The organism is Neobacillus bataviensis (genome assembly GCF_019969725.1).
In genome coordinates this window covers 111,361-127,922 of record NZ_JAHXYW010000005.1, presented here as the reverse complement: position 1 = coordinate 127,922, position 16,562 = coordinate 111,361, and the positions used below count along the sequence as shown (strand labels likewise).

The 16,562-nt window shown below is 36.0% G+C and carries 13 protein-coding genes; 12 read left to right on the top strand and 1 reads right to left on the bottom strand.

Annotated features, from left to right (window positions below):
* Nucleotides 1–18: 18 nt before the first annotated feature.
* The 7 genes from LC455_RS31710 (at nucleotide 19) to LC455_RS14380 (ending at nucleotide 8,295) form a co-directional block, all read left to right on the top strand.
* Nucleotides 19–1,110, top strand: a complete 1,092-nt coding sequence (locus LC455_RS31710; protein ID WP_223591800.1) for a GNAT family N-acetyltransferase — start codon at nucleotides 19–21, stop codon at nucleotides 1,108–1,110.
* Between the two features lie 58 nt (nucleotides 1,111–1,168).
* The gene (locus LC455_RS14405; protein ID WP_223591799.1) at nucleotides 1,169–2,347 is read left to right on the top strand and encodes a DegT/DnrJ/EryC1/StrS family aminotransferase; all 1,179 of its coding nucleotides are present in this window, start codon (nucleotides 1,169–1,171) and stop codon (nucleotides 2,345–2,347) included.
* An 83-nt stretch (nucleotides 2,348–2,430) separates the two neighbouring features.
* Entirely contained in the window at nucleotides 2,431–4,254 is a 1,824-nt protein-coding gene (locus LC455_RS14400) for a polysaccharide biosynthesis protein (RefSeq protein ID WP_223591798.1), read from the top strand.
* 38 nt (nucleotides 4,255–4,292) lie between these two features.
* Nucleotides 4,293–5,522 carry a glycosyltransferase family 4 protein gene (locus tag LC455_RS14395; protein WP_223591797.1) on the top strand — a complete coding sequence of 410 codons (1,230 nt, stop codon included), beginning with the start codon at nucleotides 4,293–4,295 and terminating at the stop codon, nucleotides 5,520–5,522.
* 13 nt (nucleotides 5,523–5,535) lie between these two features.
* Nucleotides 5,536–6,126, top strand: coding sequence for a YdcF family protein (locus tag LC455_RS14390; RefSeq protein ID WP_223591796.1), 591 nt, complete (start codon nucleotides 5,536–5,538; stop codon nucleotides 6,124–6,126).
* 36 nt (nucleotides 6,127–6,162) lie between these two features.
* Nucleotides 6,163–7,269 carry an acyltransferase family protein gene (locus tag LC455_RS14385; RefSeq protein WP_223591794.1) on the top strand — a complete coding sequence of 369 codons (1,107 nt, stop codon included), beginning with the start codon at nucleotides 6,163–6,165 and terminating at the stop codon, nucleotides 7,267–7,269.
* 303 nt (nucleotides 7,270–7,572) lie between these two features.
* On the top strand, nucleotides 7,573–8,295 hold the full coding sequence (locus LC455_RS14380) for a hypothetical protein (protein WP_223591792.1): 723 nt from the start codon (nucleotides 7,573–7,575) through the stop codon (nucleotides 8,293–8,295).
* Nucleotides 8,296–8,360: 65 nt separating this feature from the next.
* Here LC455_RS14380 and LC455_RS14375 read toward each other — a convergent pair whose 3' ends face one another.
* On the bottom strand, nucleotides 8,361–9,413 hold the full coding sequence (locus tag LC455_RS14375) for a lactonase family protein (protein WP_223591791.1): 1,053 nt from the start codon (nucleotides 9,411–9,413) through the stop codon (nucleotides 8,361–8,363).
* Nucleotides 9,414–9,652: 239 nt separating this feature from the next.
* Here LC455_RS14375 and LC455_RS14370 point away from each other — a divergent pair, with 239 nt between their 5' ends.
* The 5 genes from LC455_RS14370 (at nucleotide 9,653) to LC455_RS14350 (ending at nucleotide 16,517) form a co-directional block, all read left to right on the top strand.
* Nucleotides 9,653–12,103 carry an alpha-mannosidase gene (locus tag LC455_RS14370; protein ID WP_223591790.1) on the top strand — a complete coding sequence of 817 codons (2,451 nt, stop codon included), beginning with the start codon at nucleotides 9,653–9,655 and terminating at the stop codon, nucleotides 12,101–12,103.
* A 53-nt stretch (nucleotides 12,104–12,156) separates the two neighbouring features.
* Nucleotides 12,157–13,473 (top strand): amylo-alpha-1,6-glucosidase, encoded by a 1,317-nt coding sequence (locus tag LC455_RS14365; protein ID WP_223592256.1) that lies wholly within the window; start codon nucleotides 12,157–12,159, stop codon nucleotides 13,471–13,473.
* 30 nt (nucleotides 13,474–13,503) lie between these two features.
* Complete coding sequence (locus LC455_RS14360; protein WP_223591789.1) at nucleotides 13,504–14,127, top strand: YesL family protein; 624 nt, start codon at nucleotides 13,504–13,506, stop codon at nucleotides 14,125–14,127.
* Nucleotides 14,128–14,484: 357 nt separating this feature from the next.
* Nucleotides 14,485–15,504 (top strand): LacI family DNA-binding transcriptional regulator, encoded by a 1,020-nt coding sequence (locus tag LC455_RS14355; RefSeq protein ID WP_223591788.1) that lies wholly within the window; start codon nucleotides 14,485–14,487, stop codon nucleotides 15,502–15,504.
* A 131-nt stretch (nucleotides 15,505–15,635) separates the two neighbouring features.
* Nucleotides 15,636–16,517, top strand: coding sequence for a carbohydrate ABC transporter permease (locus LC455_RS14350; RefSeq protein WP_223591787.1), 882 nt, complete (start codon nucleotides 15,636–15,638; stop codon nucleotides 16,515–16,517).
* The last annotated feature ends 45 nt before the right edge of the window (nucleotides 16,518–16,562 follow it).

Sequence of the window (16,562 nt, the reverse complement as noted above, 5' to 3'; positions counted from 1 at the left end):
TGTTTGGGGGTCCTTTTTGTGGTTTATAAAACATTTGACTTATGTGATAAAGAGTACTGGCATAAATATTTAGACCAGACCATAAGAAAGGATATTTATTTTACTCCGGAATATTTAGAAGTTTATGAGAGAAATGGGGACGGGAAGGCGCAGCTCTTTATATATGAAGATGGTCAGGATTTCGTTTATTACCCGTTTTTATTGAGAGGACTTAATGACTTAAAATCTGCAGAAGATGTAAAAAGAAAATATGGGGATTTGTATGATATTACAACTCCATACGGTTATGGCGGGCCTATTACAAATACAAAGGATGAGATAAGAAAAGAACAGCTATTTCGCCAATTTGAGGCTTCCTTTCGTTCGTATTGTTATCAAAAAAACATAATCGCCGAGTTTGTGCGATTTCATCCCATAATTCGAAATGATCAGGATTATAAAGATATTGAATCAACTTTAAATCGTCATACGATTTATGTTGATTTATCCTTGGACTTGGAAGAAATATGGGCGAATTACGATAATAAAAATAGAAATAGATTACGGAAGGCTAATACGAATGAATATTTTACGATGGTCCATCGCTCGCCAAGTGAATTAGAAGGTTTTATGAATCTATATTATAAAACAATGGATAAGAAAAACGCTTATGAATATTACTATTTTCAGAGAAGCTTTTTTGAAAATAAAGTTGAACTTTTGCAGAATCACTTGGAATTAATCGAGGTGGTGATGGGGGATAAAGTAATCATGTCATGCTTTTTTATGCATTATGATGAATTCATCCATTATCACTTATTAGGTTCCGATGAAGATTATCTAAAATACGCGCCAAATAATTTTTTAATTCATTATGTTGTGGAATGGGCAAAGTCAAACGGAAAAAAATTTTTACATTTAGGCGGAGGATATGCTGGAGATAGCGATACCTTGTATCGTTTTAAAAAACGATTTAATAAATATGGGGATTTGCCTTTCTACATCGGAAAAAGAATTCGGAATGAGGAAATTTATCATGAGCTTATAAAAAACCTCTCAGTCACTGAAAATTACTTTCCGCTATATAGACATCCAGATTTGGTCCTGCAAAATCTTCTTACTAATCAATAATTTAAACTTTTTATAGTCAAGTAGAGAAGTAAGCCTTTAAAGAAATGGATGTGAATAAATGGAAAGTGATAATAAGAGAATTTATCTCTCGGCACCGCATATGACCGGCAATGAGCAAAAATACATTAATAGCTCCTTCGAATCTAATTGGATTGCTCCTTTAGGCCCAAATGTTGATAGGTTTGAGAAGGAGATATCTCAATATGTTGGAGCGAATGGTGCTTTAGCCGTCAGTTCGGGTACAGCAGCAATCCACCTGGCATTAAGATTACTGGATGTGAAAGCAGGCGATAAAGTATTTTGCTCCACACTTACATTTGTGGCAAGTGTAAATCCAATTCTTTATCAACAAGCTGTTCCAGTGTTTATTGATTCAGAATTTGATACATGGAATATGTCGCCGCTTGCTTTGAAGAAGGCATTTATGGACGCAGAAAAAGAAGGAAATCTTCCCAAAGCTGTCATTGTCGTTCATCTATATGGGCAGAGTGCCAAGATGGACGAAATAATTGAAATATGTACTTTTTATCAGGTCCCGATTATTGAAGATGCAGCTGAATCACTTGGTTCCACTTACATGGGAAGAAAAAGTGGTACTATTGGTAAATTTGGGGTGTATTCCTTCAATGGCAATAAAATAATTACTACCTCGGGTGGTGGAATGCTTGTTTCGAATGATCATGAGGCACTGGTTAAGGGGAAGTTTCTGGCTACGCAGGCACGAGACATTTCGCCATATTATCAACATAGTGAGCTAGGCTACAATTATCGGATGAGCAATATCTTGGCGGGGATTGGAATCGCTCAACTTGCCGAGATTGAAGGAAGAGTGTCACAAAAACAAGCTATTTTTCAACGATATGTCCGCGAATTAGGTCATATAAAAGAGTTTGTTTTTATGCCAGAATATCAAGGGACACGTCATAATCGCTGGTTAACTGCTTTCTTTATAGATTCAGTACAACCAATGTTTACACCATTGGAGTTAATACAGGAATTAGAAAATGAAAACATTGAAGCTAGACCTGTATGGAAACCAATGCATTTACAGCCATTACTAAAAGAATATAGATTCTACCCTCATTCCATTCATTTAAACGTCGCTGATTGTTTGTTTCAAAAAGGGGTTTGTCTGCCTTCTGGTACGAACATGACCGAAGAGGAGCAAGCACGGGTTATCCAAACAATCCAGTCCTTTGTAAGTCGTAAAAGAAAGCAGCGATTTATTGCCACATAGGTTAGGGAAGTATTTACTTGGTTGTTCTTTAAAGAGAACGAAATGTAACCTTTTTAGTAATGAAAACAGAGAGGGGGGCAATAATGAGTTTTCTGAAACGGTTTCTTTCTTTAGTAGTTGTGGATTCTTTAATCGTGTTTACATCTGTATATATATGTAGTTTTCTTTTGTTTTCAGGCTGTGTTGTTCCTAAAGTGCATTTGACACTTGTATCAACAACTTTGCTTTTAAGTCACCATTTGTTTGCTTATAAATATAAGCTGTACAAGAGTGCTTGGGAGTATGCTAGTGTCGGTGAAATGATAACCGTTCTGAAGGCTGTAACGTTATCAATCGTCACGGCAGCGATTATTCAATTTATTATTGGCCAGCAAATATATTTTCGTATATTAACTACAACATGGATGATGCATTTGTTCTTAATTGGCGGTTCTCGGTTTTCTTGGCGTCTTTATAAAGATAATTATTTTTCAGGAAACAAAGGAGTTAAGAAACGAACACTCATTATTGGTGCAGGGTCAGCGGGAATGTTAGTTGCAAGGCAATTAAAACATAGTGACGGGGAACTTATTCCTGTTGCATTTATTGATGACGATAAACAAAAACAGCACCTAGAAATTTTGGGGCTGCCAGTACTTGGCGGCTTAACCACCCTCAATGATACGGTCAATAATCTAATGATTGAAAATATTATCATTGCCATCCCATCCCTAAGTAAAAAAGAATTGCACAGTATTTATCAGAAATGCATCAAAACAAAGATTAATACACAAATGATGCCATTGTTTGAAGATCTAGTAACAGGTAAAGTTTCTGTTAATGAAATTCGCAATGTAGAACCTTGTGATCTATTAGGGAGAGAGCCAGTTGAATTAGATACAAACTCCATTTCAAAATATATTTCCAATAGCGTGGTACTTGTAACCGGTGCCGGGGGATCGATTGGCTCTGAAATTTGCCGGCAAATTTCTCAGTTTTCACCATCAAAACTTATCCTACTTGGTCATGGGGAAAATAGTATTTATACGATTGAAATGGAATTGAAATCCTCATTGGGTAAAAACATTCAAATTGTAACTGAAATTGCGGATATTACAGACCGGGATAAAATTTTTGCAATTATGAATGAATATAGACCAAGGGTGGTATTTCATGCAGCAGCACATAAGCATGTTCCCTTAATGGAGAGAAATCCAGAGGAAGCCATTAAAAACAATGTTATTGGAACAAAAAATGTTGCCGAAGCAGCAGGAGAAAATAGTGTTGAAACCTTTGTCATGATTTCTACTGATAAGGCAGTCAACCCAACAAGTGTAATGGGAGCTACAAAGAGAATTGCTGAAATGATTGTGCAGGAGCTAAATCAAAAAAGCAGCACAAGGTTCGTTGCAGTCCGCTTTGGTAATGTGTTAGGAAGCAGGGGGAGTGTCATCCCGTTGTTCAAGGAACAAATCTCCAAAGGCGGTCCTGTAACAGTTACACACCCTGAGATGACAAGGTATTTTATGACAATACCCGAAGCTTCTCGACTTGTTTTACAAGCTGGAGCACGAGCGCAAGGCGGGGAAATTTTTGTTCTTGATATGGGTGAGCCAGTAAAAATCGTTGATTTGGCTAAAAATTTAATCCGGTTATCTGGCTATTCGGAGAATGAAATAGAAATTACTTACTCTGGAATAAGACCAGGTGAAAAACTTTTTGAAGAAATTCTAAACCAAAATGAAGTACAGGACTATCAGGTCCATCCAAAAATATTGGTAGGTAAACCAGTAAATGTAGATCAAACGAAAATTACAGACTTACTTGAGAATTTTATCCATAAAGATAGAGAAACCCTAAAGGAAATACTGCTGTTTATGACCAATCAAACCAGACAAACTAAAGAAACCATGAAAGTAGTTGTCTAGTAGTAATGCTAACTTAAGGGTGGATGGAGAGTGGAAGGATGTTAACAAATAGTAAAGAGATTCTTTTAGTCGCTCCCTTTACAATACTCCCAGGTGAAAAAGGATTTAATAGATTCACTTATATTGCAGACAAATTAAGCAGCAAGGATCATAACGTAACATTACTTACAAGTAATTTTAAGCACAGTGATAAAAGCTTTCGAGATAAAAATAATATTGAAAACATCAGTAAGGGAGTAAGATATAAAATCGTCATGTTAGATGAACTTGGATACAAAAAAAATATTGGTTTTGATCGTATTCAAAGCCATAGACACTTTTCGAAACAGCTTCACTTCTATTTAAATAAAATAAAACATAAGCCCGATGTGATTTATTGTGCCTATCCGATGATGGATGCTGCTTTTATTGCTGGAAGATATGCCAAGAAGTTTCAGATTCCATTTATTATGGATATTCAGGATGTATGGCCAGAAGCGATTAAAAATGCCATTCCTCTTCCGGAGGTAATCGTTGATGCTTTATTATATCCACTTACTGTATATGCCAATAAAATTTATAGTTTGGCTGACTACGTTGTAGGTGTTTCAAAAAGTTACGTTTATCGAGTAAATAAAGCCAATCTAAATGCCAGAAGGTATTTACCCATTTTTATAGGAACAGATCTAGGTGTTTTCGATAGCTATAAAGAAAATTATGTAATGAAAGATCCTAATGAATTTTGGATTACCTATATTGGTACCCTTAGCTATAGTTATGATTTGGAAACAGTAATTCGTGCAGTTTCCATTCTAAAAAACAAAGGGATTTCCAATATTGTGTTTAAAGTATTCGGTTCAGGGCCCTTACAGCCAAAATTTGAAAAGTTGGCCCAACAATTAGATGCACCAGTCGATTTTATGGGACATTTTAAATATGAGGAGATGATTCCATATTTAGTAAGTTCTGATATAGCAGCCAATGCAATCAGTAAAGGCGCGCAACAAAGTATTACCAACAAAATTGGAGATTTTTTATCTGCAGGGTTACCTATATTAAATAGCAGCCTTAATAAGGAATTTATGGATATGGTGAGTGAAAAAAATATTGGACATAACTATGATCCTGGTGATTTTGTAAAATTAGCTGCATTAATTGAGCGGCTTTATAATAATGATGGCTTACGTTCCGAACTTGGTGAAAACGCCAGAAGATTAGCAGAAGAAAAATTTGATAGAAGACATTCATACGGTGAAATTTATAGCCTTATTGAACAAGCAACCGTTTAAGGATGATCGCATTATGCGAAAAAGAGTTTTTTTACTAATAGTATTTTTAATTATTCTTGTTCTATTTTTTGCAGGGAGATTTCTAGTTATCAATGAAGAACCAAAAAAAGTGGATGTGATTGTAGTATTAAGTGGAGGAGAAGGGCGTCTAGAAAAAGGAATTGAACTGTATAATTCGGGGTATGCAAGGACCATTATTGTATCAAATGGATTGGCGGATAATCTATGGGAAAATGCTATTACCCTATTGCCAAGGAAATCTGTACTATTGGAAGATAAGGCTGAGAGCACATATGAAAGCGCAGTCTATTTGAAGGAAATAATGGAAAGTAATAACTATCATTCTGCCATTGTTGTTTCTTCTGATTACCATATGAGAAGGGTGAAATACAACTTCAGCAGAGTCTATAGAGGAAGCCATATTAAATTAGTTTTTATTTCTAGTGATACTTCTTATGATCCAAAGGCATGGTGGATGAGTAAACACAACTTTGGTGTCACAATGAGTGAATATATAAAAATAATCGGCAATACCTTTGGGGTTTACGGAAACGACGCAAAAAGAAAATTATATCAATATTTTGAAGTGTTTTTTGAAGAATAAGGTTAAATATTATTTTCATAGAAAGGGAGAGAGAAATTGCCTAAAAAGTTGATAAATGAAATATTCTTATTGAGAAGTATTTCATGTTTAAGTATTTTACTTCTTCATTCACTGGCAAGAGCTTACGCTGATGAAAATCATACAATCAATCTACTGAGAGTTTTATTAACTTTCGGTACACCAACCTTTATATTTATTTCGGAATTTATCTTGGCACGTTCTTATCCACATGAATTACCAGCCCATTTCTGGTCTAAAAGACTAAAGTATATAATGGTGCCTTATATTTTGTTTGGGACATTTTATGCCCTCTTAAAAGCCTTCGAGGCCTCCATAAGTTCAGGAAATAATTTGGCAGGTTCGTTTGGCCATTTTTTATGGCGGCATCTCTTATTGGGTGATTACCATGGATATTTTATTCTAGTTATCTTTCAATTTTACCTGCTGCATTTTTTCTTCCATAAATATTTAAAAATGTGGAAACCACCCTTGGTCATGGGCATTGCCCTACTGATCAACGTGGCTTATTTAGGATTTTTCAATTTTGTCAAACCGTATCCAACAGATATAGGAGTATACATCTGGGAAAAATTCTATTGGATTCCCTTTTTTGGCTGGTTGTTTTATTTTACTCTTGCCTATTACTGTGGGAGAAACTTTTCCCTTTTTATTAGCTTTTTAAATAAAAATGCAAAATGGATCATTATTAGTCCTTTACTCATCGGATCCATTTGTTTATATTTATTTGACTCACAGATAATCTCTAGTATTTCATCCAAAAGAGTGGATATGGTTTTTTTTACCACAAGTATGATTTTGTTGATTTATTATATTGCTACAAAAATTTCTAAAGTACCTAAAATCTTCGTTTGGATTAGTCAATATTCATTCGGCATTTATTTAATCCATCCTGTCTTTTTAGCTGTAATGTACTTGGTTTACAACCGTTTATCTTTTGAAGTTTATCCATCATTGATGACCCTATTCTATTTCATTGGCAGTCTTTTATTGTCATGTGCCACTACATTTGTCCTGAATAAAATTCCATATGGCATCTATTTTGCTGGGAAAATATCGATAGGAATGAATGATAAAAAAATTAGTAGCCGATCAGTTCTGGATAGAAAAACTATACATGGGTAAGCCTTAATAAAAAAACCCCTAAGTAATCATCCTTCATTACTTAGGGTTATTTCTATTAAATTATTCAAACTATTTATATATTTTATACTTATGTACGATTTAATTATACTTTATTTTATTAAATTCATATAATACCTTGAAAACTATAAAATGATAAAGGAGTAATAGAAAATAGCAGAAAATCCATTTGTTTATGTTGAAGATTTTACAGGCAGTACACCACAGGGAAAGATTCAAGCAGCAATTGATTTTGCCTACCAGAATGCTAGGAAAACAGTTATTGCTTCTGATAAAGATTATTATATGACGGGAACAGTTATTATTAAACAGGGTGTTAAGTTACAAGGGAGTTATGGAACAAGATTTGTTCTTGGTGCTAACGTTAGAGGTTTTGAACTTCAAAAGGATGCTTCCTTGTGGGACGCTAGTATTATGGTTGATTATAACGGTTATAACAAAGAAGTTATTTATTTGGATGGAAAATATAAATATTACAATACTTGGAACAATTCATCACTTCAAAATCTTGTCCTAGTGAATTGGACAGGCACTGTATCGGGAACAGGAATCCGGTTGTACTCAGCTGGAAGTGGACACGAGATTTCATTTGTAAACTTTACAGATATAAAAATTGTATCTTTTGAAAAAGGTATTTATTTAAAAGCTGTTAAACCTGCTAGTGGATTTGCCTATGTGAACGCAAATCGCTTTGATAAGATATCATTGGATGATTGTATTGAAAATATTGTTTTAGAAGGCAGTGAAACGATTCCAAATGAATGCAGTGGTAACTACTTTACAAATTTACAGGTCCAGCCTTCGAGCAATACCAATCATATCCTGACGATCCAAGGACAATACAATAAGGTAGACGGTATGTGTTGGGATTTGCATCTAATACAACATACCAACCCCGTTGTTATATTTAAGCCAGAGAGCAATTATAATGACTTGGTAATGAGATCCATCCCTGCAAATCGAATTTTAAATAGTGGAAAAACAAAAAATCGATTTGATACTTTTTAAATAAACCTTGCTAAATAGAGAGATACAATAAAAACAGGATGCTAAAAAAACATCCTGTTTTTATCTTACAAATTTAAGAATTTAATACAAACTGGGTGTGGAACCGTTATATCCGATTGCAGGAGAGTTAGCCTTCCAGAGGATGCATCCCTTGTAAACAACACAAGATTGCTCGATTCCTGATTGGAAGCTACGATGAATTTCTCCGTTGGATCTAAAGAAAAATCTCTCGGCCAATCCCCTTCGGTAGACGTATGCTCGATAAAGCTCAACTCTCCGGATAGTATGTCTGCTCTAAATACAGCGATGCTGTTATGTCCCCGGTTACCTGCATAAACAAAGCGGCCGTCAGAGGAAATATGAATGGCACTGCCTTGATTATTATCCTGAAAATCATCAGGAAGCGTTGAAATATATTGTTTTTCAGTAAAATGTCCATTTTCAGGATGATAGGTTAAAACTATAACCTCTGAACTGAATTCCGTCATGATATAGGCAATTGTTCCATTCGGATGAAAAGCTAGATGTCTTGGTCCGCTGCCTGCTTTTAAAGGTAAACGGCTAACTTCTGTAAGGGTCCCGTCATTACTTACTTCATATGTAATCAGTGCATCAATTCCCAATTCTACTACAGCAAGATACTTTTCATCTGAAGTAAGCCCCGCATAATGTGTATGAGGTTTCTCCTGCCTTGGATCTGGGCCTCGTCCTTCGTGCTTCATCACCGAGACTGCCGGTTGAATAGAACCATTCTCTTGGTTAATAGGATGGGATTCCACTATTCCTTTATGGTAATTGGCGCTGAACACGAAGTAATTCTTGTTGTCCACACTGACATGGCATGGGGGAGATCCCTCTGAGCATTCACTATTGATAGCTGTAAGTCCACCTGCTTCATTGATTGAAAAAGAGGCAACCCCGCCATTATTCCCTTCCTTTGTAACCGAATAAAGAAACTTGTTGTTTTTGCTGATTGCTAAATATGTGGGGTTTTCCAACTCAGCTGCAGCCTGCAGATTCTCAATTTTCCCCTCATTTGCATCGAGGGTAAAGGAGTAAATACCCTTGCTTTCTCCTTTTGTATATGTTCCAACATAGCCGATGAATTTCGAATTCATAATCAAACTCCTCTAAGAAAGTTAATCATTTTATTTTAACAAAATTTCCAATAATTATTAAATAATATACCCAATCTAATGAATTAATCAGGTTTATTATTTTTGCAACTTAGTTTATTGAATACACAAACTAAGATTTGGGTGTTATAATGGAGCAGAAAACTTAATTGAATACGATTACATTGCAAGCTATAAACGACAAATTTTAGATTAGACACTGTAATTGGAGGAATTCACTTATGAAAAACCTGTTTATGATTGGAAATGCTCATCTTGATCCCGTTTGGCTTTGGCGCTGGCAGGAAGGCTTTCAAGAAGTAAAAGCTACATTTCGCTCAGCACTTGACCGTTTGAAAGAATACGAGAATTTTATTTTCACCTCCAGCTCAGCTGCTTATTATGAATGGATTGAAAAAAATGAACCGAAAATGTTTCAAGAAATAAAAGAAAGAATTCAAGAAGGAAGATGGGTGATCTGTGGCGGCTGGTGGATTCAACCTGATTGCAATATTCCTAGCGGGGAATCCTTTGTCCGCCAAGGACTGATTGGTCAAAATTATTTTAAAGAAAAGTTTGGGGTAACTGCCAGTGTTGGCTACAATGTCGATAGCTTTGGGCATAATGGAATGCTGCCGCAAATATTAAAGAAATCAGGAATGGATTCCTACGTATTCATGAGGCCAGGTCCGGATGAAAAAGGACTTCCAAGCCGGTTGTTTTTATGGGAATCAAAGGACGGTTCCCGTGTAAAAGCATTTCGTATCCCTTTTGAATATTGTACTTTCGATCATTTGGAAAACCATATTTTGCACTGTAAATCAGAACTTAAACATTCCTTTAATAACTTAATGTGCTTTTATGGTGTTGGCAATCATGGCGGGGGACCAACAAAAGAAAATATTGAGATTATCGAAAAAATAAATAAAACGATGGGAGATACAAATCTTATCTTTAGTTCTCCAAATGAATTTTTCGAACATGTCGAGAGTTTTAAGGAGCAGCTTCCGGTTGTGCATGATGACCTGCACCATCATGCAGTGGGCTGTTATTCTGTTCACTCCGAAGTGAAAAAACTAAACCGATACTCGGAAAATCTGACGTTGATGGCTGAGAAGTTTTCCTCCATTGCAAATTGGACAACAGAGCAGCCATACCCCGAAGATATGAATCAGGCTTGGAAGGGAATCTTATTTAACCAATTCCATGATATTTTAGCAGGGACAAGTATTGAAGCGGCGTATACGGATGCCAGAGATTTATTTGGGGAATCTATTAGCATTTCTTCGCGGAATATGAATTATGCTCTGCAATCGTTGAGCTGGAATATTGATATTGAAGAAGAAAAAGATATGAAACCAATGGTTATCTTTAACCCACATTCATGGCCAGTAAAAGTGAATGTTGAAATTGAATATGGGCTGTTCGTTAATTATTTGCTGCCAGAGGAATTCATTATTGAAGATGTAAAAGGGAATGAAGTACCATATCAAATCATTGACTCTGTTGCCAAAATTCCAAATCGAAAAAGAGTCGCTTTTTTAGCGGAGCTTCCGCCATTAGGATATAGTACGTACAAACTTCGTGCTAATAAACCGACAAAAGAGTTCGAATCAGTAAAAGTAACCGATAATGAAATGGAAAATGACCGCTTCAAACTTGTCATTAATAAAGAATCCGGCGGTATAAGCAGTTTATATGACAAAGTAAAGCAAATTGAAGTGTTCAAGAGCGATGCAGCTATTCCAGTTGTCATGAACGATACTTCTGATTCATGGGGTCACGGAAAACTTCGTTTCGATGAAGTTGCAGGAGTATTTAAACCAATTCGCATTAAGAAGCTTGAAGAAGGACCGGTAAAAGGTGTGATTCGAGTAACTTCTAAATTTCAGTCTTCAACGATTGTGCAAGATTTTATAATGTACAAACAGCTGGATAAGATTGAAGTGAAAGTGAAAGTGAATTGGCAGGAAAGCTATCAAACATTAAAACTTAAGTTCCCGGTAAGCTTTAATCAGCGTAATGCGACTTTTGAAATTCCATATGGTCATGTTTCCCGTGAGTCAAATGGGGACGAAAAACCTATGCAAAATTGGGTGGATGTAACGGGGACCATAGGTAAGCACAGGAGTGACATTTACGGTCTAAGCATTCTAAACGATAGTAAATACGGCATAGATGTAAATGGAAATTCTATTAATCTTACGGTGTTACGCAGCCCAATCTATGCACACCATGCTCCTTTTGTACCGGATCCTGACGAGGATTACCCAATTATTGATCAAGGGATTCAAACATTCACGTATGAATTGCTGCCACATGAAAATAGCTGGGAAGAAGCTGGAACGGTAAAACATGCATTAGAACTAAATCAAAAACCGCAGGTGATTGTGGAAACGTATCATAAGGGGAAATTGCCGCAAGAGGATTCATTTATCGCTATTGATCAGCCTAACATTATCCTTTCTGCTTTAAAGAAGGCGGAAAATAATGATGATTTCATTATCCGGCTTTATGAAACCAATCACCAAGAAACAACAGTAAAAGTGGACTTGAAAAATTGGGGAAGATCAATGGAATTGTATTTTGGACCTTCGGAAATTAAAACATTATGCATTCCGAAAAATCCTGAAGAGCCGATTTATGAAACGAATTTAATTGAAAATCTCGATCATGCTTTGGTGCTGGCATAAAACAATATTTTTTAAATCATCTAATGAATCGTTTGAGGGGAGACTTGAGATTGATGGAAAGAAAGGTTGACATTGGCAGGGAGAAGGCAGAAAAAATATTATTGCAGAATGGCGGAGAACTTGGTCTATTAGGGTCGAGTACCGCCTACCAACAAGTTTGGGCAAGAGATAGTATGATTTGCGGACTTGGTCTCTTAGTTTGTGGGAGTGAAATGGGCCCCAAGACTCATCGTAAGTCATTGGAAACTTTGGGAACGTTCCAAAGTGATCTGGGGAAGATTCCACATAATGTTGGGTTTCCAAACGTTGCAGACCCCGCGTTAATCGCACATGGTGGTAAGCTTGAAGTTGAAATTGAAGAGGAAAACGGAAAAGCTGTTGAAGATTCCATTCATGCTGGATGTGTTGATGGAAATTTGTGGTATATTATAGGCCATTACGCATATTTTATGGAATCCAAGGACATAGATTTTTTACAAAAATGGTGGGGGAATTTAGAGAAGGCCCTGCTTTGGCTGCGATATCAAGATTCAAACGAGTGCGGCTTATTAGAAGTTCACGAGGCAATGGACTGGGCGGACTTGTTTGCAAACCGCTATAATGTTCTGTTCGATAATGTTTTATATGCAGCAGCCTGGAAGTGTATGGGTCATATGGCAGATGCGTTGCAACTACCTTCAAGCCAATACTATGAAAATGCTAAAGATGTAAAGAAAAAAATTAATATTCTTTTGTGGATTACCCCAGAAAATAAAGACAAAATGGAGTGGATTAAAAAAGAACGAAAAGAATGGATTTATCCTGTGAAACGGGTGGAAACAGAATTGGTAGAAAGACCATTTTATTTACCTTATATGGGATTCCGTGATTATGCAGACCGGTTTGACACGCTCGCTAATTTACTGGCGATCATTTTTGGGATTGCTGATGAAGAAAAAGCGAATAAAATCTTGGATTATATCCATGGCTGCGGAATCAATGAGCCTTTTCCTGTCCAGGCTTTGTATCCGCCTATTCGCGAAGGTGAAAAGGATTGGCGGGACTATTACCGTGTTCGGAATCTGAATTTACCGCATCATTATCATAATGGTGGAGCATGGCCGTTTATTGGGGGATTCTATGTTATTGCACTAATTCAAGCAAAAAGGTATGATGAAGCCAACTATCAATTAGAAAAATTAGCAAATATGAATAAAGCTGGAAAGAAAAATGAGTGGGAGTTTAACGAATGGTTCCATGGTCAATCAGGCAGACCGATGGGCTATGCGGGACAATCTTGGTCAGCAGCGATGTATTTGTTTGCACAAAATGCTGTGAAAAACGAAAAGGTTCATATTTTCAATCACGAGCACCAATGGGATTGTTATTAACAATTACCATTGTTTAAAGGATGAGTACGGATGAAATTAAAAGGACTAAATGGTTTTATCTATCGGCTAACGGAGTTAATCATGAATTTTGCTTATCTCCAATTGTTATGGCTTGCCTTTACGATCGTTGGATTGGGGGTTTTCGGGATTTTTCCCTCAACAGCAGCTATGTTTTCTGTTGTTCGTAAGTGGGTTATGGGTGTCGATGATACACCCATTTTTCAAACCTTCTGGCAAACTTATAAAACTGAATTTATTAAAGTTAATGGTTTAGGATTCATTCTCGTATTAATCGGCTGGCTATTGTATGTGGATTATCACTATTTTTCCTTCGGGGAAACACTTGGTAGTTCTGTTTTGAAAATAGTGACGATTTTAATCGCCTATTTTTTTATTACTACCTGCATTTATTTTTTCCCGATTTACGTTCATTTTCAATTTCGTTTTTTCGATTATTTTAAATATAGTTTTTTATATAGTGTTGCTTCACCACTAAAAACAGCTGGTATATTTATTATTACGTATGCCATTTATTTTCTGCTAATGAAAGTCCCTGCGCTTTTTCTGTTTTTTAGCGGAAGTATTATCGGTTATATCTGGATGTGGTATATATACCGAACGATCACGAAATCTCATCAAATTGAAAAGGAATAATTTATCCAATCCCTTAGTAATTTCTTATAATCTTTTTTTCACAATATTCTAAAATAGTTTGACAAAAGCAAGCTTGGACCTTAAAATTGAAATAGATAGAAATTCTTTCATACTAAAATGGGAACGTTCCTATTTTGGTGATGTAAAAGGAATGTAAGTTAATAAAACTTACAATTCAACTATTTAAATAACACCTTTAAATATAGAAATCTTTTTTTTATAATGAATGTAAACGGTTTCCGTTATTTGAAAAATTTGTTTACTTGCAAATGGGAGCGGTTCCAGTTTTTTGTTTTTTTACTTAAAAATGGGAACGTTCCAATTTTTTAAAGTATATTCTCGGACGGAGGTATAAAAGTGAGTCCAACAATAAAAGATGTTGCCAAGCTGGCAAATACATCAAAAAGTACAGTATCCCGTTATTTAAACGGACTACCAGTAAAAAAGGAGACTGAAGAAGCATTAAAGAAAGCAATTAAAGAGTTGAACTACCATCGTAATGAAAATGCAAGAAGATTAGTTGTAAGTAAAACACAAACGATTGGTATTGTTGTTGATAGTATGACGAACCTCTTTTATCCAATGATTTTTAGGGGAATTGAAGAAATAGCGAGTGAAAAAGGCTTTAACTGTGTATTCTACAGTATGGCTTCTAATAAATACAATGAATCATATTTTCAAAACTTATATTTCGAAGGCCATGTAGATGGGATCCTCATGATTAGTTTTAGGAAGAGGAACCAGCAAGATCTCTTGGAAATCGCGGATGCAGATTTTCCAGTTGTTGTGTTTGGTGATTCGGCTGATGTGGAAAATTTAGTATCTGTCGATGTAGATAATTACTTCGGTATTTCTGAGCTTGTAAGGTATCTAAGTAGAATTGGGCATCGTAAAATTGCTTATATTTCTGGTCCTTCTGCCGCTGCTGCAACACAATGCAGATTAGCCGGCTATCTTGAAACCATGAGCCAATTAGGGTTAGAAGTTAATCCTGAATGGATTATTCCAACAAACTGGTCAAATGAGGACGGGTACCACGCCATGAATCGCTTATTAGCGATTGGGGATTTCACCGCAGTGGTTGCTTCCAATGATGAAACAGCAATAGGGGCATTAAGAGCCGTTCAGGAACGAGGGTTTAATGTTCCGTCTGACCTATCGATCACAGGTTTTGATGATATTACACTTTCAAGTTGGACTTATCCAACGTTAACAACCGTGAAACAGCCATTTTTTGAAATGGGGAAAAAAGCAGCGAGTGAATTATTTAAGAGAATGGATGAAGGAGAGGAGTACACTCCTATGCGACATCTTTTAAAACCTGAACTCATAATCCGAGATTCCTGTAGAAAAATATCTGAGCCGATATCTACCTAATACATGCTGATTAATGCATCAATCTGGTAATCATACTAGATTGCTAGATTTACATAGGAGACGGGAATGTTCTTGCTTCATGACTTTGCGTTAACTATTGAAACAAATAAGTAAAAAAAGGCTGTGACAATATGAGAAATTCTATTAACAAATCACAATATGGTTTCTATTTTGTGGTCCCCTTTTTCGTTTCATTTCTTGTTTTTGGTTTAACACCTATCATCTATTCGCTTTATTTAAGCTTTACAAAATGGGATGGTTTCTCTGATCCCGTATTCGTCGGATTTGCAAATTATACACGGCTTCTCCATGATACATTCTTTTTTAAATCGATCGGAAACACTTTAATTATCTGGATATTATCAATCGTTCCGCAATTAGTTCTTGCACTGGCACTAGCGATGATTCTAAATGAAAAGTTTATTCGAGGAAAGCATTTCTTTCGGGCTGTTTATTATTTTCCACATATCGTAACACCAGTTACGCTCGGGGTCTTGTTTAGTTTAATGTTCGATTGGCAAACGGGAAGCGTAAATAAAATGTTAATGAGTATCGGGCTTATCGATGATCCGGTGAACTGGTTAAATAGTCCATGGCTATCGAGGCTCATAGTGGCAGCAGTTATTATGTGGCAATATTTTGGATTTAACATGCTGGTTTTTATCGCGGGACTTCAGTCAATCCCGGAGGAATTGTATGAGGCTGCTGCGATTGATGGTGCTTCACGCTGGAAAGTTGCTACAAAAATTACAATGCCTCTTTTGAAACCGGTCTTGTTATTTACCTTTATTACTTCGATTATCGGTGGTCTTCAATTATTTGATGCACCATTAATGCTTGGTAATGGTCCTGATAATTCAACATTGACAATGGTTATGTATTTATACCAAACAGCCTTCAAAAACTTTGATTATAGTTATGGTGCAGCAATCGCTTACGCAATCTTTATCATCATTTTAATCTTCTCTTTGATTTCTATGAAGTTTTCGAAGATGAACAAAGTTGAGCAGTAAGATTAATTCTTTTCTTATAAAAATAGGAGACCTTCGGAATCGAAT